Source organism: Bradyrhizobium sp. (assembly GCF_004799405.1).
Classification (GTDB): Bacteria; Pseudomonadota; Alphaproteobacteria; order Rhizobiales; family Xanthobacteraceae; genus Bradyrhizobium.
In genome coordinates this window covers 1-20,637 of sequence record NZ_SSMW01000023.1, presented here as the reverse complement: position 1 = coordinate 20,637, position 20,637 = coordinate 1, and the positions used below count along the sequence as shown (strand labels likewise).

Genomic DNA, 20,637 nt, shown 5'->3' with positions numbered 1-20,637 from the left:
TGTCATCCGATCGTCACCGCCGGAACCGGCGCTGTACCAGGACATTTGCCGTCGCCGTCAGCCCCAGGGTCGCGGTCATCAGGATGAACGCAACGGAAGCGCCGAACGGCCAATTGTTGAGTTGAAACTGCCCGTAGACCAGCGGCCCCATCATCTTGAATTTGGGGCCGCCGAGCAGCACGGGCGTCGCATAGGCGTTCATGCCGAGAATGAAGATCAGGATGGTGCCGGCAAGGATGCCGGGCAGCGACAGCGGCAGCAGCACGCGGCGAAACATCGTCATCGGCCCGGCGCCAAGACTGAAGGCGGCTTCCTCGACATTACGGTTGATGCCTTCGATCACGCTCTGCAACGTCAGCACCATGTAGGGCAGATTGACGGCAATGATGCCGGCAACCACGGCGCCCTCGGTGTACATGATCTCCAGCGGCTCGGTGATGATGCCAAGCTGCATCAAGGTCACGTTGAGGAAACCCCTGGAACCGAACAGGGTCATCCATCCGGCCGCGCGCACGGCATTGCCGACGAACAACGGTAGTACCACCAGCATGATCAGTACATTCTTGAACCGCGACTGGGTGCGCGCCAGCACGTAGGCGAGCGGAAAACCCATCACGAGGCAGGTGACGGTACACAAGGCGGCCACCCGCAACGTCGTCCACAGCACGCCGGTGTAATAGGAATCGGCGAAAAATTTTACGTAATTGTCGAGCGAGAACGTCTCCACCATGATGCGCCGCGGGTCGAGCGTATTGAAGCTATAGCGCAACAGGATCGCCAGCGGCGCCAGCAGGCCGACGGTCACGAACACCGTCGCCGGCCCGACCAGCGCCGCGGCCGAGAGCAATGACGTAGGCGCCTCGTCCGGCTGCAATTGCCCTGGAACTGTCGCGGCCATCGGCGGTTTCGCGACTGGCCGCTCAGCTCTTCAGCACCTTGTCCCACCATTCCTTGAGCGCGATGTCGTTCTTGTTCATGTAATCATAGTCGAGATCGACAAGTTTCTTGATCTCGTCGGGAGTGAACCCGATGCGCTTGTTGAGATCCGGCGCGACCACCGCGTTGGTGACGGTGGGATTGTAACCCATGTCGACGGCGAAGGCTTCCTGCGCGCTCTTGTCGAGCATGGCGTCGAGATAGGCGTAGGCGCCGTCCTTGTTGGGCGCGTTCTTCGGGATGACGAAACCGGAGATGTAGGCGAGCGTTCCTTCCGCAGGCGCAACGGCGTTGACGGAAATGCCCGCGTTCTGCCATTGAACGACACGCGCCTTCCACATCGCGCCGACGCCGAATTCCTCCGCCTTCAGTCCTTGCGCGAACGCCTCGTTGGTGGGGTAAATCCGCATGCCGGCGTTCTTGCATTCCAGCAGCAGTTTCTTGCCGGGCTCGAGATCGTTGACCTTGCCGCCGGCGGCAAGCGTCGCGCAAACCAGCGTGTACTGGTACTGGATGTCGATGATGCCGAGCTTGTTGCCGTGCCCGGGATTGAACACGTCCTTGTAACTGACCGGCGCCGTCGTGAACATCTTCGGATTGTAGACGCCGACCTTGCCCGAATAGATGTGGCCGACGCCGTAGGGATACTTCATCGACGGCAGCAGATTGCCGGCATTCTTGAGCTTGCCGTAATCGATCGTCAGCACGGTGCCGGCATCCTGCATCTGCGCCATATTGAGCGCCGATAGACCCTGCACGTCCGAGGTGCCCCGCGGCAGCCGCTGCTCGGCGATCATTTTGGAGCGCCGCTCGGGATCGCCGGCCTGATCCTGCACCACTTCCCAGCCGTCCTTGATCAGGATCGGCACCTCGATATTCTTGTTGAGCAAGCGGGCGTAGTCGCCGCCCCAGGTGCCGACGACGATGCGGCCCTTCGATTGCGCCGATGCATTGCGAGGCAGGCAGGCCGTGCCGGCCAGCGCTGCTGCGCCGAGCAGGACTTCGCGGCGCGATTTCGATCTGGTCATGTGGACACCTCCGGGCGTTGAATGGTTGGCGGGGACATTATGACTGGAATACGCGGCCTGTCGATTTGCTCCAGCCGACATGGACCTGTTGTCCGATCACCGGCAAGGGCTGTTCCGGCCGGTTCTGGATCTGCACGATGATCCGTTCCAGCGGCGACAGGCGGACGTGCAGGTCGACCTGCGACCCGAGATAGGAGATGAATTCCACTGATCCGGGAAAGCTGTTGTCCATCGCCGGTGCTGCGGCCGTCATCAGCGCAAGGCGTTCGGGGCGCAGCGCGAGCGCGGCGCTGCCGGCGCCGGAGGCATCGCAGGCGACGACGAGGCCGCCGGCCGAGACGAAGCGGCCGGGACCCTCGATGCGGCCATCGATGAAGGTGGAGCGGCCGACGAAATCCGCGACGAATTTTTCCGACGGGCGCTCGTAGAGATCCTGCTGCGACCCGACCTGGCGAATACGGCCCTCGCTCATGACGACGAGGCGGTCGGCCATGGTCAAGGCTTCCTCCTGGTCGTGGGTGACCATCACGGTGGTCAATCCGAGCTTGCGTTGCAGTTCGCGGATTTCAACCCGAACCTCCTGGCGCAGCTTGGCGTCGAGATTGGACAGCGGCTCATCGAGCAGCAGTACATCGGGCCGGAAGACCAGCGCGCGGGCCAGCGCCACGCGCTGCTGCTGGCCGCCGGACAATTGCCGCGGCAGCCGGTCGCTGAGATGATCGAGCCGCACCAGGCGCAAGGCCTCGGCGATCTTCGGCGCCATCTCCGCCTTCGGCATCTTGCGCATCTCGAGACCGAACGCGATGTTCTCGGCCACGCTCATGTGCGGAAACAGCGCGTAGCTCTGGAACACCAGACCGGCGTTACGCTTCCAAGGCGGCAGCGCGGTGATGTCGCGTTCGCCCAGCCGCACGGTGCCGGAGGTCGGCTCGATGAAGCCGGCAACGACGCGCAAGGTCGTGGTCTTGCCGCAGCCGGAGGGACCGAGCAGGACCAGGAACTCGCCGTCGACGATCTCGAGCGAAACGTCATCGACGGCCTTGAAGTCGCCGTAGCATTTGGTGATGCCGGTCAGTTGCAGGCGCGCCATCGTCAGACCACCCGGCCGATTTTGACGAAACGATCGGTCAACAGCATGGCGCCGCCGATGAACAGCATCTGGAGAACCGACACCGCCGCGATGGTCGGGTCGATCTTCCATTCGAGGTATTGCAGGATCGCGATCGGCAGCGTGGTGCGGCCGGGACCGACCAGAAACAGGCTCATTTCCAGATTCCCGAACGAGGCGACGAAGCCAAACAAGGCTGCCGCAACGATCCCCGGCAAAATGGCCGGCAGGGTAATGCGCCGGAACGTGGTCAGGCGGTTCGCGCCCATGCTTTGCGCCGCTTCCTCGACGGCGCGATCCATGCCGACAAGGCTGGCGGTGATGAGGCGCACCGTCCAGGGTATGGCAATCAGGACGTGACCGGCGATCAGACCGCCGAGCGAACCGAGGATCGGCCAGCCGGTCGCGATCTCGGCCTCGACGTGGAAGACAAACAGCGCGATGCCGAGCACGATGCCCGGCACGATCAGCGGCAGCAACAGCAGGTTGTTCACCGCTTCACGCCCGATGAAGCGCCCTCGCACCAGGCAAACCGCGGCGGGAACGCCGATGGCAAGACCGATCAAGGTCGCGACCACGGCGACCTGCAGGCTGAGCAGGAATCCCGAGACGAACCTGTCATTGCCCGGAATGGCGCGGAACCATTTCAGCGAATAGCCTTCCGGAGGGAACGACGGAATTTCCTGGGCGAAGAACGCCAGCCAGATCACGAAGAACATCGGCAGCAGGATATACGCCAGCGACACGCCGGCCGCGGTTCCAAGCGCCACGCGGCCGACGACGCGTGATGAAGTCCATCCGGGAACGACGGTCAAGATCGCCTCGCTGCGCGCATCTTTCGATCAATTCAGCCGGTTCTTGTGCAACACACCCGCCTTCATGATCAGGGAAAGATGTTTGCCCTGATCGCCAAGCAGCGCAAGGTCTTTCAGCGGATTGCCGTCGACGGCGATAGCGTCGGAAAAGGCGCCCGGCTGCAACGTGCCCACCCTGCCCGGCATGCGCAGCACTTCCGCGCCGATGGTGGTCGCCGAGCGGATGATCTCGATCGGCGCGACCACCTCCTGACGGATGGTGAACTCCCTCGACTGGTCCCAATGCAACTCGCCCAGCAGGTCGCTGCCATAGGCGACGGGGATGCCGTGGCGCTTGCAGATTTCCAGCGACTTCAGCCCGCCCTGCAGCACGATTTCGTTCTTGGCGAGGCTTTCACCGATCATGCCCCACTGCGCGGCCCGCTCTTTCATGGCGTAGTAAGTGACGAGGTTGGCAACCAGATACATGCCCTTTTCCGCCATTGCTTTCGCGCTGGCGTCGTCGATCAGATTGCCGTGCTCGATGGTGCGCACGCCAAGCCGCGCGGCGCGGGTGATGGCCTCCGCCGAATAGGCATGGGCGCAGACGTAGCGCCCGAAGGCGGTCGCCTCTTCCACCGCCGCGCTGACTTCGCCGTCGGAGAATTGCAGGCTGTCGAGCGGATCGTAGGGCGATGCGACGCCGCCCGACATCATGATCTTTACATGGTCGGCGCCCTGGCGCATCTGCTCGCGCGCGGACTTGCGGACTTCATCGGCGCCGTCGGCGATGGCGGACTTGAACTGCAGGCCGTTGCAGCAGACGCATTCGCCGCCCCGGTTGGTGCGGCGGCGCGAATCCGAATGACCGCCGGTGGGGCCGATCGACTGTCCCGCGATATAAATACGCGGACCGGTGATATGTCCGGTTTCGATCGCGGTCTTGATGCCCCAGTCGGCCCCTCCGGTGTCGCGCACGGTGGTGAAGCCGCGGTCGAGCATGGCGCGCAATCGCGTCGCCGCGCGCGCCGCAATCAACGTCAGCGGCATCGCCTCCATGAAACGGACGTTGACCTCGCTGTGGATGGCGTGAACATGACAGTCGATCAGTCCCGGCATCAGAGTGCGCTTGCCGCAATCGATCACCGTCGCTTCACGCGCCTCGATCGGCCTGTCGCTGAGTTCCTTGACGGTGTCGCCCTCGACCAGCAACTGATAGCCGCCACGCAATTCGCCGAACGAGGGTTCGAGCAATTCGAAATTCCTGAACAGGATTTGCCGGGACATCACTGCAGCCGGTTCTTGTGGAAGCGTCCGCCTTTCATGATGACCGAAAGGTGCCGACCTTCCTCCTGAAACAGCTTCAGATTCAGAAGCGGATTGCCGTCGACGACCAGCAGGTCGGCAAAGGCGCCCGGCTTCAGGCAGCCGAGCTTGCCCTCCATGCGCACGACCGCTGCGCCGATCGTGGTGGCTGAGCGGATGATCTCGGCCGGCGACAGCACCTGGGCGCGGAGCGTGAATTCGTCGGACTGCGCCACCTGCAACTGGCCGAGCAGGTCGGTGCCGTAGGCGACCGGGATGCCGTGGCGCTTGCAGATTTCGAGTGACTTCAAGGCGCCGTCGATAACGAGGTCGTTCTTGGCCAGCATATCCGAACTCATGCCGTATTCGGCGGCATGCTTCTTCATCTCGAAATAAGTGACGAGATTGGCGACCAGGAACATGCCCTTCGCGGCCATCAGCTTTGCCGAGGCATCGTCGATCAGGTTGCCGTGCTCGATCGTGCGCACGCCGGCATGCGCCGCGCGCGTGATGGCTTCCGGCGTATAGGCGTGAGCGCAGACATAGCGGCCGAAGGCACGCGCTTCCTCCACCGCCGCCGCCACCTCGTCCACCGAGAACTGCAGGCTATCGAGCGGATCGTAGGGGGAGGCGACGCCGCCGGACATCATGATCTTCACCTGGTCGCAACCCTGGCGCATTTCCTCGCGCACCGCGCGGCGGACTTCGGAAACGCCGTCGGCGATGCCCATGGAGAACGCCAAGGCGTTGCAGCATTGACAGCGTGCGCCAACATCGGTGCGGCGGCGGCCGTCGCTGTGGCCGCCGGTGGGCCCGATCGCGCGTCCGGCGATGAACAACCGCGGCCCCGGCAACAACCCTTTATCCGTCGCTTCCTTGAGGCCCCAATCGGCGCCGCCGGTGTCGCGCACGCTGGTGAAGCCGCGGTCGAGCATCTTGCGCATCAGGCCGGCCGCGCGCGCGGTCATCAGCGTCAACGGCATGCTTTCCAAATTGCGGATCACGACCTCGGACAGCACCACGTGCACATGGCTGTCGATCAGGCCGGGCATCAGCGTGCGCTTGCCGCAGTCGACGATGCTGGCGTTGGCAAGCTTGATCGGTTTCTCCGAGACTTCCCGGATGGTGTCGCCTTCGACCACCAGTTCGTGGCCGCCGCGCAATTCCCCGGCCGCCGGATCGAGCATTTCGAAATTCTTGAAATGGTAGACATCCATGGCCGGCTTCCCGTTCGCTCGTGCTTGAAATGTCCTACGCTGATTTTCCGGCGTCAATGGCACGCTGCGCCAGCGTCGTGAGCGCGTTACGGCCGGAAAATGCCGGTTTCCGGCGCATCGGCGCGGCCCCGCCAAACGGCGCCTCGCATGCCGCAGAGACAAGCGTGTCTTGATCCGCGCCTGAAACAACCCGGCGTCCCGCCGACGAGGCATCCGAAGGCCCAATTCCGGCTCGACATCAAACCTGGAAACGCTCTAAAAAGGCCTCGCCGCGTTGGCCCGTTGCCTCGGCACAGCTTCAGGTTTTGCGATGGATTACAGCCAGTTCTTCAGTACCGCCCTCAGCCGCCTGCATGACGAGCGGCGTTACCGGGTTTTCGCCGATCTCGAACGGATCGCGGGCCGGTTTCCGCATGCGGTGTGGCATTCGCCCAAGGGCGCGCGCAATGTCGTGATCTGGTGCTCCAACGACTATCTCGGCATGGGCCAGCATCCGAAGGTAGTCGGCGCCATGGTCGAGACCGCCACCCGGGTGGGCACCGGCGCCGGTGGCACCCGTAATATCGCGGGCACGCACCATCCCCTGGTGCAACTCGAGCAGGAACTGGCCGATCTGCACGGCAAGCAGGCGGCACTGCTGTTCACTTCGGGTTATGTTTCGAACCAGACCGGCATTGCGACGATCTGCAAGCTGATTCCGAACTGCCTGATCCTGTCGGACGCGCTCAATCACAATTCGATGATCGAGGGCATCCGCCAATCCGGCTGCGAGCGCCAGGTGTTCCGTCACAGCGACATGGCGCATCTGGAGGAACTGCTGCGCGCGGCGGGCCCTGACCGGCCGAAACTGATCGTCTGCGAGAGCCTGTATTCGATGGACGGCGATATCTCGCCGCTTTCGAAGATCTGCGATCTCGCCGAACGTTACGGCGCGATGACCTTTGTCGATGAGGTTCACGCGGTCGGCATGTACGGTCCGCGCGGCGGCGGCATCGCCGAGCGCGACGGCGTCATGCACCGCATCGATATTCTGGAAGGCACGCTGGCCAAGGCATTCGGTTGCCTCGGCGGCTACATCGCCGGAAGCGCCGACATCATCGATGCCGTCCGTTCCTACGCGCCCGGCTTTATCTTCACGACCGCGCTGCCGCCGGCGATCTGCTCGGCGGCGACGGCGGCGATCCGGCACCTCAAGACCTCGAACTGGGAGCGCGAACGTCATCAGGACCGCGCCGCCCGCGTCAAGGCGATCCTCGCCGCCGCAGGCCTGCCGGTGATGTCGAGCGACACCCATATCGTGCCGCTGTTCGTCGGCGACCCCGAACATTGCAAGCAAGCCTCCGACCTGCTGCTGGAAGAGCACAATATCTATATCCAGCCGATCAACTATCCGACCGTCGCCAGGGGCACCGAGCGCCTGAGGATCACGCCGTCGCCCTATCACGACGACGGATTGATTGATCAGCTCGCCGATGCGCTGTTGCAGGTCTGGGAGCGCCTCGGCCTGCCACTCCGGAAGAAATCGCTGGCCGCCGAATAGGCTGCGTTTCGCGGACATGGTCCCCGGATAGCCGCTGCTTGCAGCATGCGCGAGACGCCGGCACGACTTCCCCGCCCACCCATCCCATCCTCCTCGACGAAGGGACGTCTGATGCCGCGCCACCGATCGGCCATGGACCTTTTCGCCGCAAGATCGAAACGTTTGAACCGTTTTCTTGCGTTTTGAGACGAACGTTGCATCCACGGCGTGCTAGATCTAGCCTGCTCGTCATGACGACAATCCGAGGACAGACCCCTTGGCGATGAAACAGTTGCTTGTTGAGCTGACGGCGGGCTTTGACGAGTTGCCGCCGCAACTGAAGGAGGCGGCGCGATGGGTGATCGATCATCCAGCCGATGTTGCGCTGCTCACCATGCGCGAACAGGCGCGGCGGGCCGGCATCCCGCCGGCAACGCTGACGCGGCTGGCGCAGCGGTTCAAGCTCCAGGGTTATGACGAAATTCGCGGACTGTTCGCCGAAGCTTTCCGCCAGCGCCCGGAGAGCTATCGCGGGCGCGCCGCAGAGCTCCTGCGGCGGCGCGACAGCGAGGGCGACGAAGCGCTGATCCAGGACATTTTTTCCTCGCTGAGTCTTCACCTGCAGGAACTCTCGACGCCACCGGCGATCGATCGATTGAGGGCCGCCGCGGAAATCATCGCCAAATCCAAACGCGTGTTTTGTCTGGGGTTGCGCTCGACCTTTTCGGTGGCTTACGGTTTTCATTATGCCCGCTCGCTGCTCGGGGCCGCCTCGGTGCTGGTCGACGGTCCCGGCGGCATTGCAACCGACGCGTTGCGGACGATCGGTCCCGCCGATGTGCTGCTGGCGATCTCGGTCAAGCCCTACACGCGGCAGACCGTGCAGGCCGCCCGCTACGCCGACAAGCGCGGGGCACGGATCATTGCCATTACCGACAGCGAGGTCTCGCCGCTTGCGATGTTATCCCGGCAGACGCTGGTCGTCGGCACCGAAACACCTTCGTTCTTTCACACCATGACACCCGCCTTCGCCGCGATCGAATGCCTGACGGCTCTGGTTGCGGCGCGCAGGGGAACCCAGACCATCAAGTCGCTGGCGGCAAGCGAGCAGCAGCTCGAAGCCTTCGACACTTATCTCCCGGCAACAAGAAAGCGGCCCAATCGATCGTGACCCACGTCCTGCACAGACAGATCAACCACAGCTATCCGGTCGCCGAAAGCGCCAAGGGCATCTACATCCGCGATACAGCGGGCAGAGACTATATCGACGCTTCCGGAGGCGCCGCGGTTTCCTGTCTCGGCCATTCGCATCCCGACATTCTAGCCGCCATGCGCGCGCAGCTCGACCGGCTGGAATATGCGCATACCAGCTTCTTCACCTCGCAAGCGGCCGAAGAGCTTGCCGACGATCTGGTCGCACACGCGCCGGAAGGCCTCGACCATGCCTTCTTCGTCAGCGGCGGATCCGAAGCGATCGAAGCGGCGCTGAAACTGGCGCGACAATATTTCGTCGAACGCGGCGAACCGCAGCGACGCTTTCTGATTGCCCGGCGTCAGAGCTATCACGGCGTCACGCTGGGGGCACTGGCGACCGGCGGCCGCGAATGGCAGCGCCGGCAATTCGCTCCGCTGTTGATCGATACGCATCATGTGTCGCCGGTCTATCAATATCGGGACCGCCGTTCGGACGAGACGCCCGAAGCCTATGGCAAACGGCTTGCCGCGGAGCTCGGGTCCAAGATCGAGGAATTGGGCGGCGAGAACGTCATCGCCTTTGTCGCCGAGACGGTCGTCGGCGCCACCCTCGGGGCGGTCCCCGCGGTGCCCGGCTATTTCAGACGCGTACGCGACATCTGCGACCGGCATGGAATCTTGCTCATTCTCGACGAGGTGATGTGCGGCATCGGCCGAACCGGCACCTTGCACGCCTGCGAGCAGGAAGGCGTCAGCCCGGATATCCTGGCGATCGCCAAGGGGCTGGGCGGCGGCTACGCGCCGATCGGCGCGATCCTGCTGCATCGGAAAATCTTCGAGACGATCGCGAAAGGCTCGGGCGCTTTCCAGCATAGCCACACCTATACCGGTCACCCCCTCGCCTGCGCCGCAGCGCTGGCGGTGCAGCGGGTCATTCGCCGGGACAATCTGCTCGCCAATGTCCGCCAGCAGGGCGGCCATCTGGCGCGACGGCTGCAGGAGCGATTCGGCAATCATCCGTTCGTCGGCGACGTGCGTGGCCGCGGCCTGTTTCAAGGGCTCGAGATCGTGGCCGACCGCGGCACCAAAAAGCCGTTCGATCCGCAGCGCAAATTGCACGCGCAGATCAAGCGTGAAGCGATGGCGCGCGGGCTCATGGTCTATCCGATGGGAGGAACGGTCGATGGCACGCAGGGCGACCATGTGTTGCTGGCCCCGCCGTTCATCATCGACAGCGAAGCAATCGACACGATCGTCGAACGACTGGGAGACGCCATCGATGCCGCCGTCGGGGCGTAGCGAGATCGACCCGGATCATCTCCGGTACACGTTCAGGGCGTTAATCACCAAAAATGGAGGGACATGCTGATGAAGTTTCGAACCGGAAATACGGGCCTGGCTGCGGCGCTGATCGCGTTGACATCGCTGACCATGCCGGCAATGGCGCAGCAGAAATTCGTTACCATTGGCACCGGCGGCGTTACCGGAGTGTACTACGCCGTAGGCGGCGCGGTGTGCCGGTTGATGAACAAGAATCGGGCGGAAACGGGCCTGCGCTGCTCGGTCGAGTCGACCGGCGGATCCGTCTTCAACGCCAACGCCATTAAGACCGGCGAGCTCGATTTCGGGCTCGCGCAATCCGACATTCAGTTCGCGGCCGCCAAAGGCGAAGGCCAGTTCAAGGACAAGGCCGATCCCGATCTGCGCGCGGTGTTCTCCGTGCATCCGGAGCCGTTCACGGTATTGGCCCGCAAGGACGCCGGCGTGACCCAGTTCACCGATTTCAAGGGCAAGCGTTTCAACATCGGCAATCCCGGTTCCGGCACGCTGTCGTCGATGGAAGAACTGCTCAAGCAGATGGGCTGGACCAAGGCCGACTTCTCGCTCGCCGCCGAACTCAAGGCCGACGAGCAGGGAACGGCGCTGTGCGACAACAAGATCGACGGATTCTTCTACGGCGTCGGCCACCCGTCGGCTGCGATTCAGGACCCGACCATCGCGTGCGGCGCCAAGCTCATTTCGCTGACCGGACCGGCGATAGACGCGCTACTCAACGCCCATCCGTATTACGCCAGGGCGACGATCCCCGGCGGCATGTACGCCAACAATGCCAATCCGACCGAAACCTACGGCGTACTCGCCACCGTCATTACCTCGGCGAAGGCCGCCGACACCACTGTCTACGCACTGGTCAAGGCGGTGTTCGACAACTTCGATGAGTTCAAGAAGCTGCATCCCGCCTTCGCCAACCTCGATCCGAAGGACATGATCAAGAACGGGCTGTCGGCGCCGCTGCATCCGGGCGCGATCAAGTTCTACAAGGAAAAAGGCTGGATGTGAGTTCGGCCGAGGGGGCGGCAGCGGCCGCCCCCTTTGCGATGAAGCTGCGTGCTTGGGCGGGGAACGCGATGACGGACAGCATTCTGGCAACGCCGGAGCGTGAGGCGCTCGAGACCATGGTGGCGGAAGCCGACACCGGCGGACGCAAGCCGACCGGTCTTGCCAAGAGCTACATTTTCGCCATCTCGCTGGCCTGGGCGCTGTTCCAGCTCTGGTACGCCTCGCCGCTTCCCTACAAACTGCATTTCGGCGTGATCAATGACGGCCAGGCCCGCATCATTCATTTGACCTTCGCGTTCCTGCTGGCCTTTGCCACCTTTCCGGCGTTGAAATCATCTCCGCGCAACCGAATTCCGATCACCGACTGGATCCTAGCGGCCCTCGGCGTCGGCGCGGCGACATATTTACTCGCCTTCTACCAGGAAATTTCGCTGCGCCCCGGTTTGCCTACGTTGCCCGACGTGGTGATTTCGACCATCGGCGTGCTGCTGTTGCTGGAGGCCGCAAGGCGTGCCGTTGGACCGGCGCTCGCCATCATCGCGGCTGTTATGCTGGTCTATATTTTTGCCGGCCCGTGGCTGCCCGGGATGATGGGGCACAAGGGTGCGTCCCTCTCGCGCGTCGCCTCGCAGATGTGGCTTACCTCGGAAGGCATTTTCGGTGTAGCGCTTGGGGTATCGACCAACGTCGTATTCTTTTTCGTGCTGTTCGGCAGCCTGCTGGAGAAGGCCGGCGCCGGAAATTATTTTATCCAGCTTGCCTTCGCCATGCTCGGCACGTTTCGCGGCGGCCCGGCGAAGGCGGGGGTCGTCGCTTCGGGCATGACCGGCATGATTTCCGGCTCCTCGATCGCCAACACCGTGATGACCGGCACCTTCACCATTCCGCTGATGAAGCGCGTCGGCTATTCGGCGGTGAAAGCCGGTGCAATCGAAGCCGCCGCCGGGGTCAACGGACAATTGATGCCGCCGGTGATGGGTGCCGCGGCGTTCCTGATCGCGGAATATGTCGGCATTACTTACGCTGAAGTGGTCAAGCACGCCTTCCTGCCGGCATTCCTCACCTATGGCGCGCTGTTCTACATTGTCGACATCGAGGCGGCCAAACTGGGATTGCGCGGGCTGTCTCGATCGTCCACCGCGCCCATTCACCACTCCTTGCTGCGTGCGCTGATGACGCTGTGCGGCATGATCATCCTGAGCGGCGTCGTTTACTGGGGCATCGGCTGGACCAAGACCGTATTCGGCGACGCCGCGATCTGGATGCTCGGTGCAGCGCTGTTGGCGGCCTATATCGCACTGCTTCGTTACAAAGCCAGGCATCCGGATCTGCCGATCGACGATCTTACCAAGGCGATCGTCAGGGTACCGGATTTCTTCGACACCGCGCGCACCGGCTTGCACTTCCTGCTTCCCGTCGTCGTCTTGATCTGGTGCCTGATGGTGGAGGAAATGTCGCCCGGCCTGTCGGCCTTCTGGGGCACGCTGTTCCTCATTTTCATCATGGTCACGCAGCGCCCCCTGGTGGCGGCGTTTCGCGGCGAGGACGCCTTCGTGACGCGGTTGCATGAAGGCTTTGACGATCTCATTTCCGCCCTGCAGAACGCCTCGCGCAACATGACCTCGGTCGGCATCGCTACGGCGGCCGCCGGCATTATCGTCGGAACGGTCTCATTGACCGGCATCGGGCTGGTGATGACCGAAATAGTCGAGACCGCGTCCGGCGGCAATCTCATGCTGATGCTGTTCCTGACAGCGCTGATCTGCCTGATCCTGGGTATCGGCATGCCGACGACCGCGAATTATGTCGTGGTCGCGACCCTGATGGCTCCCGTCCTGGTCGAGGTCGCCCAGCAAAATGATCTGGCGGTACCGCTCGTCGCGGTACACCTGTTCGTGTTCTATTTCGGATTGATGGCTGACGTGCATCCGCCGGCCGGCCTTGCTGCCTATGCCGCGGCGGCGATCTCCGGCGCCGACCCTATCAAAACCGGGCTGCAGGGATTCTGGTATGAAATCCGCACCGGTCTGCTCCCCTTCATTTTCATCTTCAACACCGAGCTGCTGCTGATCGATATCGGCGACGTCACCCATTTCCTGTTGGTGGTGGTCTGTTCGATCGTCGCGATGGGTTGTTTTGTGGCCGCGACGCAGGACTGGCTGGTGACGCGGAACCGGTGGTACGAGACAATCGCGCTGTTGTTGATCTGCTTTACCTTGTTCCGGCCCGGTTACTGGCTCGACCGGTTGCAGGCTCCTTTCGATGCGCGTCCGCCTGCGGACCTTGTCAAGGTGGCCGAAACGGTGCCGCAAGGTTTGACCTTGCGCTTCCGGGTGAAAAGCCAATCGCGCGCCGGGGACAACGTCGAGAAGCTGGTGCGCCTGACGATGCGATCGGGCAAGACCGCAACCCAACGCCTGCAAGGCGCGGGGCTGTCATTGTCGACGCTCGGCGACACTGTCATGGTCAAGCTGGTCAGTTTTGGCAGCGAGGCGGCCAAATACGGCCTTGCCCCGGGGGACGAGATCACCGCGGTGCTTGTGCCGGCTCACCGGCCCAGCCGCTATCTGTTCACGCTGCCCGCCTTCCTGCTGCTGGCAGGGATCGTACTGCTTCAGCGCAGAAGGCATCGATCCAGGTTGGCGATTGCGGCCTCGTCCGGTTAACCCTCGCTATCGGCATTTTCCTCGCCCCCCGCTGGACTTAACGACGATCCTGATTTCCGGATTGGATCAGAAATTCGCTGTCGCTTGCGGCGGCGCAAAGCGGTAGGTTTCGCCGCGGATCGGGGCGTCAGCCTTCGCAAGGGAGCAAGCAGCGATGCTGCACGATTGGGGCGTGATCGCAGCCGCCTTCGGCTACATCGGGTTCCTGTTTTTCGTGGCTAGCCGGGGCGACCGGCTGTCGCCGCTGCGGCGCGGCCGCGCCAGCGCGCTGATCTATCCGCTGTCGCTGGCGATCTACTGCACGTCCTGGACGTTTTTCGGCTCAGTCGGATTCGCCTCCCGCACCAGCGTCGACTTCATCGCGATCTACATCGGCCCGATCCTGATGATCGCATGCTGTTCGCCGCTGATCCGCCGCGTGATCCAGCTGGCGAAATCGCAGAACATCACCTCGATCGCCGATTTTATCGGGGCGCGTTACGGCAAGAGCCAGTCGGTTGCCGCGACCGTCGCGCTGATCGCGATCATCGGATCGGTTCCCTACATCGCGCTGCAGCTCAAGGCCGTGGCGTCGTCGCTTGAAACCATTCTGAGCGAAGACCAGGCCTTCTCCTCGATTCCGATCATCGGCGATATCGCGCTCGACGTGACGCTGGCGATGGCGGCGTTCGCGGTCCTGTTCGGCACCCGCCAGACCGATGCGACCGAGCATCAGCATGGCCTGATGCTGGCGGTCGCCACCGAATCCATCGTCAAGCTGGTGGCCTTCCTTGCGGCCGGCGCGTTCGTCACGTTCTGGATGTTCAGCCCCGTAGAACTGGTCGAACGGGCGATGAAGACCCCGGAAGCGCTGCGCGCCATCAACTATTCGCCTTCGATCGGCAATTTCCTGACCATGGTGCTGCTGTCGTTTTGCGCGATCATGCTGCTGCCCCGGCAGTTTCACGTCAGCGTGGTGGAAAATTCCAGCGATACCGAGGTCGGGCGGGCACGCTGGCTGTTTCCGCTTTATCTGATCGCCATCAACGTGTTCGTGATTCCGATCGCGCTGGCGGGGCTCGTGACCTTTCCGTTCGGCGCGGTCGACAGCGACATGTTTGTGCTGGCATTGCCGATGGAGGGGAATGCTCCCCTGCTCAGCGTGGGCGTCTTTATCGGCGGGTTGTCGGCGGCGACCGCCATGGTGATCGTGGAATGCGTCGCGCTGTCGATCATGGTGTCCAACGATATCGTGATGCCGCTGGTTCTGCAGCGCGGCCCGCAGGCGCGCACCGGGCAAAAGGATTTCGGCGACTTCGTGCTCCGGATGCGCCGGTTTGCGATTTTTGCCATCATGGTGATGGCATACTTTTACTATCGCGCGCTCGGCAATACCCAGCTGGCGGCGATCGGCCTGCTGTCCTTTGCCGCCATCGCGCAGCTCGCCCCGGCATTTTTCGGCGGCCTGTTCTGGCGGCGCGCGACCGCGCGCGGCGCCATCGCCGGCATGCTGGTCGGCTTCGCGGTGTGGGTCTACACGCTGTTTCTGCCAAGCTTCCTGGACAGCAGTACCGCGGGGCTTCTGCTTTTGCAGCACGGACCGTTCGGCATCGAGGCGCTGCGTCCGCAAGCCTTGTTCGGCGCCGACCTGCCGCCGCTGTTGCATGGCGTGCTCTGGTCGCTCTCGCTCAACCTGTTGACCTATGTCGTGCTGTCACTGGCACGCCAGCCGTCATCGATCGAACGGTTGCAGGCGGACCTGTTCGTACCGAACGCACTGGCGCCGATGACCCCGACGTTCCGGCGCTGGCGCAGCACCGTGACGGTGCAGGACATCGAGGGAACGGTGGCGCAATATCTCGGCCCCGATCGCGCCCGTCATTCGTTCGAGGCATTCGCGGCCACCCGTGGCGCCGATGTCGATCCGGCCGCGCCGGCGGATTTCGAATTGCTGCAGCATGCCGAGCATCTGATCGCGTCCTCGATCGGAGCGGCATCCTCGCGCCTCGTGATGTCGCTGTTGCTGCGCAAGCGCACGGTCTCCGCCAAGGCGGCGCTCAAACTGCTCGATGACTCCCACGCCGCGCTGCATTTCAACCGCGAGATCCTGCAGACCGCGCTGAACCATGTGCGGCAGGGCATCGCGGTGTTCGACGCCGATTTGCAATTGATCTGCTCGAACCGTCAGTTCGGCGAAATTCTCGGCCTGCCGCCGGATCTGGTGCAGATCGGGATTCCACTGCGGGAAATCCTTGAATTCATGGGCACGATCAACCCGCCCAACTTCGGCGACAGCGAGCAACTGCTGGAGAAACGTCTGGCCGCCTACACCATCGAGGGCGAGCCCTACCTGGAACGCCTGCCGGATCGTCACATGGTGATCGAAGTGCGCAGCAACCGGATGCCCGGCGGCGGATTGGTCATCACCTTTTCCGACGTCACGCCGAGCTTCGAGGCCGCCGAAGCGCTGGAGCGCGCCAATGCCACGCTGGAGAAACGCGTGCGCGACCGCACCGAGGAGCTGACCCGGCTGAATTCGCAACTGGCGCAGGCCAAGAGCACCGCGGAAGACGCCAATATTTCGAAGACGCGTTTTCTGGCGGCCGCAAGCCACGACATCCTGCAACCGCTCAATGCCGCGCGGCTCTATGTGACGAGCCTGGTGGAGCGCCAGAGCGGCGGCGAGGATTCACGGCTGGTCGAAAACATCGACGATTCTCTGGAGGCGATCGAGGAAATCCTCGGGGCGCTGCTGGATATTTCACGGCTCGACGCCGGCGCCATGGCGACCTCGATCGCGAGCTTCAAGATGAGCGATTTGATGCGTTCGCTTGAAATCGAATTTGCGCCGATCGCGCGTGACAAGGGGCTGAAGCTGACATTCGTGCCCTGCTCGCTGCCGGTGGAATCCGACCGCCTGCTGTTGCGGCGGCTTTTGCAAAACCTGGTCTCCAACGCCATCAAATATACGCCGCGCGGGCGCGTGCTGGTTGGCTGCCGTCGCCACGGCCAATCGCTGCAGATCGGCGTTTACGACACCGGGGTCGGCATTCCGATTCTCAAGCGCAGCGAGATCTTCAAGGAATTTCATCGGCTGGAGCAAGGCGCGCGGATCGCGCGCGGCCTCGGGCTCGGACTGTCCATTGTCGAGCGGCTCGCCCGCGTCCTCAACCACGGCATCGCGCTCGACTCCAATCTCAGCGGCGGTTCGTTCTTCTCGGTGATGGTGCCGATCGCGACAGCGATCAACTACACCGCGGCCGTCACCACCGCGACCCCGCTCAACAAAACGCCGATCAGCGGCGCCCTGATCATTTGCATCGAGAACGATGCGGCGATTCTCGACGGCATGAAAACCCTGCTGACGGCCTGGGACGCCGACGTCATCGCGGTGACCGATCCGGACGCCGCCATCGCGGCCATCGCGGCCGCGGGCGGACAAGTCACCGGGCTCCTGGTCGACTATCATCTCGACCGCGGCAACGGCGTCGCCGCGATCCGCGACATTCGCCACCGCTTCGGCGAGAACATTCCGGCGATCCTGATCACCGCCGATCGCAGCCCGCATGTGCGGGCCGCCGCGCGCGAAGAGAACATCGCGGTGCTCAACAAGCCGGTCAAGCCGGCCTCGCTGCGCGCCCTGCTGGGGCAATGGCGCACCCAGCAGATGGTGGCAGCGGAATGATGTTGGGCTCGCGCGATGTACCGTGAGCTGGCGAAGCGACTTCAGCTAAGCTCAGGCAATGATCGAACAGCCGCTCGAACCGCTTAACGTCGCCATCGCCGTTGCCATCATGGCGATCGGTTCGGCGTTGCAGGCGTCCGTTGGAATTGGACTTGCGCTTCTTGTGGTGCCGGTTCTCGCGCTGGTCGATCAAAGCTTTATTCCCGGCCCGATGCTGCTCGCCGGAGTCATGCTCGCGCTGCTGACCGCCTATCGGGAGCGGACGGCCATCGATGTTGCGGCGCTGCGCAATTCGCTGGCCGGACTTGCCGTCGGAACAATCATTGGCGCGCTTGCGCTCCGATTCGCGTCCGGCCTCAATCTCGACAAGACCTTTGGCGGGCTGGTCCTGCTCGCGGTTCTGCTCAGCGTATCCGGCTACAAGCTCGAAGCCACGCCTCGTTCGCTTGCGCTTGCCGGGGCTGCCGCCGGCGTGATGGGAGCCATGGTCGGCATCCACGGACCGCCGATTTCTCTCGTCTTTCAAAACGCCGAACCGCGTGTCGCTCGGGCCATGCTCGGTGCCTTCTTCTCGATTGCCTATCTGGGCGCTGTTGCCGCCCTTGCAGGGTTCGGATTGTTCGGTATCCCCCATCTGGTGCGCGCCGCGATCCTGTTGCCTGGCGTCGCGATCGGTCTCGCTGTCGCGCCGCATCTGGCCGGTCACATCGACGGAAACCGGCTTCGCCTCATTATCCTCGGCATCGCCGCATCCAGCGGTGTCACCCTTCTGTTGCGCTAGGCCGCTGACGGCGCGCGCCTTCATTGAGGTTTCACCTCGGTGAATCGACGCTAAACCAGCGCTCAACTGGATGCATCGATCGCCGCTCTCCAGGCCATAAAGGGCGCCGACAGCAGCAGCCATGCGTAGCAAAGCATCGCGACGATGGTGACCCAGCCACCGGCTCCGTAGCGGATACCGACCGCGACCGCGAGCGCCAGCATCATGGCGCCGACCAGGGCCTCGGCGCGGACGCTGCTGATCCAGCTTGGTTCCGAATGCGGCCGTTTCGGCGTCCGCTGAAACACCTGGTCCGCGGTCGTTGAACCGACCAGATAGGCGCAGCCCACCGTCCAGGTCAGGCTGCAATTGGCCACCATCGCGCCAAAAGCATCGCGCCAGTTCACCGAAAGGCACACCCGGTACACGATGAGATGCCGAATAACGATTTGAAGTACGACGGCGAACAACCCGATCGAAAGCGGGGCCAGGACGTGCGGGTTCATTACGCCGGCCAAAATACCGGCGGCGGCGAGCAGCAGCACCGGGATCGAGCAGACGATGACGGCGTCACGAAACCACAGCAGCCAGCCGCGGATATATTCAAATTTCTGGATCGCCGTCATGTGGCTCGGCTTCGACAGGAAGATCGGCAAATGGCGCTTGATCTGCTGGACTCCACCGATCACCCAGCGCCGGCGCTGGCGCTTGTAATCGCGGAAAGTAAACGGCACCAGGCCGCGGCCATAGGTCTTGGTGGTGTAGACGCTGCGGGAGCCGCTCCCCAATAGACGCAGGCCCAACTCCGAATCTTCGGTCAGGCACCATTCCGCCCAGCCGCCGGCGCGCGCAATGGCGTCCTTGCGGATCAGGCTCATCGTTCCATGCATCAGAATCGCGTTGTGCCGGCTGCGAACCAGCATCGAAATGGCGAAGACTTGCCAATATTCCCAGTAGCACATCCGTGAGAACGGCTTCGATGACCAATCGCGATAGTCCTGCGGCGTCTGAACAAACGTGATCTCTGGTTCGCTGAAATACCCGACAAGCTCGGCGAGAAATTTCGGAACCGTTTCGTAATCGGCGTCGACCACGCCGATCAGGACCGCCGCTTCCGCCGTCCGTTGCAGGCCGAAGTTCAAGGCGCCGGCCTTGAAGCCGGGACAATTCTCGAGGTGAAAAAACCGGAAGCGGGGGCCCAGCTCGCGACAAAGCGCCTCTATCGGACGCCACAGTTGCTCGTCTTGGGTGTTATTGTCGATGACAAGCACTTCGAACGAATCGTATTCGAGCCTGTCCAGCGCGCGAAGCGTCCGGGCGACGACCTCAGGCGGTTCGGAGCAGATGGGGACGTGAAAGCTGACAAAAGGCTGTGTTTGCCCGGGCGGCGGGACGATGGCGGGAATATTCGAGCTTGCGGCCTGCAGTTCAATCAGTTCAAACGCTTCAACCAGGGCGCAAGAAACCAATATGCCGCCCAACAGCCAAACCATTGAAAGGACGATGGCGGAGATATCCTACCTCAATAAGATAGTTCTTGGGGGACTACTTCTGGGTGCCGGGCCGGCTATTTCCAGATTGTAACCAAATTCGGTATTTGTCACCATAGGCTGGCGAGGAGAAAGCCGGGTAATGCAACCGCGACGTGGCAGCCGACCAGAAAGCGCGCGACCGCGGCAGGAGTTTCGAAGGCGCCGCCCGGCGTTCAACAGAAAAGGATCGGTTCGTCGTGCGTGAACTTCCGGGTGTTGACGCAAGACCGCCGCTACCGGTTCGCGCACCGGCATCCGATTCCAGGGTGAGCGCGATTCTGTTGTCGTGGCGGCGGCCGGAGAACATCGCACGCATTGTCGCGGAGCTTCGGACCTGGAAGCGGATTGGCGAGATCATGGTCTGGAACAACAATCCCGATCAAAACCTGACACTCCCGGGCGCCACGATTATCAATTCCGGACGGAATTTCGGCTGCCTTGCGCGATACGGCCTGGTCGCGCTGGCCGACAACGACACGATCTGGTTTCAGGATGACGATCTGCTGGTCTCCGAGGCGCAATTCGAAAAGCTCTTCGCTAGCTATCTGAAGGATGCCGGCAGGATCTACGGCTG

Annotated in this window: 15 protein-coding genes; 8 read left to right on the top strand and 7 right to left on the bottom strand. The window is 63.0% G+C overall.

The window, feature by feature from the left end; all coding sequences use genetic code 11:
• Nucleotides 1–13: 13 nt before the first annotated feature.
• The 6 genes from E7813_RS03895 to E7813_RS03870 are packed head-to-tail and all read right to left on the bottom strand — an operon-like array spanning nucleotide 14 to nucleotide 6,388.
• Nucleotides 14–898, bottom strand: coding sequence for an ABC transporter permease (locus E7813_RS03895; RefSeq protein ID WP_291571071.1), 885 nt, complete (start codon nucleotides 896–898; stop codon nucleotides 14–16).
• A gap of 22 nt (nucleotides 899–920) precedes the next feature.
• Nucleotides 921–1,964, bottom strand: coding sequence for an extracellular solute-binding protein (locus tag E7813_RS03890; protein WP_291571069.1), 1,044 nt, complete (start codon nucleotides 1,962–1,964; stop codon nucleotides 921–923).
• 37 nt (nucleotides 1,965–2,001) lie between these two features.
• A complete protein-coding gene (locus tag E7813_RS03885) occupies nucleotides 2,002–3,054 on the bottom strand; it encodes an ABC transporter ATP-binding protein (protein ID WP_291571067.1) in 1,053 nt (350 codons plus the stop codon).
• Between the two features lie 2 nt (nucleotides 3,055–3,056).
• Nucleotides 3,057–3,887 (bottom strand): ABC transporter permease, encoded by an 831-nt coding sequence (locus E7813_RS03880; RefSeq protein WP_291571066.1) that lies wholly within the window; start codon nucleotides 3,885–3,887, stop codon nucleotides 3,057–3,059.
• A 27-nt stretch (nucleotides 3,888–3,914) separates the two neighbouring features.
• Nucleotides 3,915–5,153: an amidohydrolase family protein gene (locus E7813_RS03875; RefSeq protein WP_291571064.1), complete on the bottom strand. Its 1,239-nt coding sequence runs from the start codon at nucleotides 5,151–5,153 to the stop codon at nucleotides 3,915–3,917.
• A complete protein-coding gene (locus E7813_RS03870) occupies nucleotides 5,153–6,388 on the bottom strand; it encodes an amidohydrolase family protein (RefSeq protein WP_291571062.1) in 1,236 nt (411 codons plus the stop codon). Before E7813_RS03870 ends, E7813_RS03875 begins: the two co-directional genes overlap by 1 nt.
• 310 nt (nucleotides 6,389–6,698) lie before the next feature.
• Between E7813_RS03870 and hemA the strand changes: the two genes are divergently transcribed.
• From hemA to E7813_RS03835, 7 genes are all read left to right on the top strand, one after another.
• Nucleotides 6,699–7,928, top strand: coding sequence for a 5-aminolevulinate synthase (gene hemA, locus E7813_RS03865; RefSeq protein WP_291571060.1), 1,230 nt, complete (start codon nucleotides 6,699–6,701; stop codon nucleotides 7,926–7,928).
• A gap of 262 nt (nucleotides 7,929–8,190) precedes the next feature.
• On the top strand, nucleotides 8,191–9,078 hold the full coding sequence (locus E7813_RS03860; protein ID WP_291571124.1) for a MurR/RpiR family transcriptional regulator: 888 nt from the start codon (nucleotides 8,191–8,193) through the stop codon (nucleotides 9,076–9,078).
• The gene (locus E7813_RS03855) at nucleotides 9,075–10,400 is read left to right on the top strand and encodes an aspartate aminotransferase family protein (protein ID WP_291571057.1); all 1,326 of its coding nucleotides are present in this window, start codon (nucleotides 9,075–9,077) and stop codon (nucleotides 10,398–10,400) included. Before E7813_RS03860 ends, E7813_RS03855 begins: the two co-directional genes overlap by 4 nt.
• A 69-nt stretch (nucleotides 10,401–10,469) precedes the next feature.
• Nucleotides 10,470–11,441, top strand: coding sequence for a TAXI family TRAP transporter solute-binding subunit (locus E7813_RS03850; RefSeq protein ID WP_291571055.1), 972 nt, complete (start codon nucleotides 10,470–10,472; stop codon nucleotides 11,439–11,441).
• A 68-nt stretch (nucleotides 11,442–11,509) separates the two neighbouring features.
• A complete protein-coding gene (locus tag E7813_RS03845) occupies nucleotides 11,510–14,107 on the top strand; it encodes a TRAP transporter permease (protein ID WP_291571053.1) in 2,598 nt (865 codons plus the stop codon).
• A gap of 154 nt (nucleotides 14,108–14,261) precedes the next feature.
• A complete protein-coding gene (locus E7813_RS03840) occupies nucleotides 14,262–17,771 on the top strand; it encodes a hybrid sensor histidine kinase/response regulator (RefSeq protein ID WP_291571051.1) in 3,510 nt (1,169 codons plus the stop codon).
• A 58-nt stretch (nucleotides 17,772–17,829) separates the two neighbouring features.
• Nucleotides 17,830–18,552, top strand: coding sequence for a TSUP family transporter (locus E7813_RS03835; RefSeq protein WP_291571049.1), 723 nt, complete (start codon nucleotides 17,830–17,832; stop codon nucleotides 18,550–18,552).
• Between the two features lie 62 nt (nucleotides 18,553–18,614).
• Here the strand turns inward: E7813_RS03835 and E7813_RS03830 are convergent, their stop codons facing one another.
• The gene (locus E7813_RS03830) at nucleotides 18,615–20,024 is read right to left on the bottom strand and encodes a glycosyltransferase (RefSeq protein WP_291571047.1); all 1,410 of its coding nucleotides are present in this window, start codon (nucleotides 20,022–20,024) and stop codon (nucleotides 18,615–18,617) included.
• 305 nt (nucleotides 20,025–20,329) lie between these two features.
• Between E7813_RS03830 and E7813_RS03825 the strand changes: the two genes are divergently transcribed.
• Nucleotides 20,330–20,637 (top strand): hypothetical protein (locus E7813_RS03825; protein WP_291571046.1); only part of this gene is annotated, 308 nt, incomplete at its 3' end.

Bases quoted from the DNA above. Each gene is read 5' to 3' on its own strand.
- E7813_RS03895 (WP_291571071.1), bottom strand. From the start codon at position 898: ATGGCCGCGACAGTTCCAGGGCAATTGCAGCCGGACGAGGCGCCTACG.
- E7813_RS03850 (WP_291571055.1), top strand. From the start codon at position 10,470: ATGAAGTTTCGAACCGGAAATACGGGCCTGGCTGCGGCGCTGATCGCG.
- E7813_RS03885 (WP_291571067.1), bottom strand. From the start codon at position 3,054: ATGGCGCGCCTGCAACTGACCGGCATCACCAAATGCTACGGCGACTTC.
- E7813_RS03830 (WP_291571047.1), bottom strand. From the start codon at position 20,024: ATGGTTTGGCTGTTGGGCGGCATATTGGTTTCTTGCGCCCTGGTTGAA.
- E7813_RS03835 (WP_291571049.1), top strand. From the start codon at position 17,830: ATGATCGAACAGCCGCTCGAACCGCTTAACGTCGCCATCGCCGTTGCC.
- E7813_RS03890 (WP_291571069.1), bottom strand. From the start codon at position 1,964: ATGACCAGATCGAAATCGCGCCGCGAAGTCCTGCTCGGCGCAGCAGCG.
- E7813_RS03875 (WP_291571064.1), bottom strand. From the start codon at position 5,153: ATGTCCCGGCAAATCCTGTTCAGGAATTTCGAATTGCTCGAACCCTCG.
- E7813_RS03845 (WP_291571053.1), top strand. From the start codon at position 11,510: ATGACGGACAGCATTCTGGCAACGCCGGAGCGTGAGGCGCTCGAGACC.
- E7813_RS03840 (WP_291571051.1), top strand. From the start codon at position 14,262: ATGCTGCACGATTGGGGCGTGATCGCAGCCGCCTTCGGCTACATCGGG.
- E7813_RS03870 (WP_291571062.1), bottom strand. From the start codon at position 6,388: ATGGATGTCTACCATTTCAAGAATTTCGAAATGCTCGATCCGGCGGCC.
- hemA (WP_291571060.1), top strand. From the start codon at position 6,699: ATGGATTACAGCCAGTTCTTCAGTACCGCCCTCAGCCGCCTGCATGAC.
- E7813_RS03860 (WP_291571124.1), top strand. From the start codon at position 8,191: ATGAAACAGTTGCTTGTTGAGCTGACGGCGGGCTTTGACGAGTTGCCG.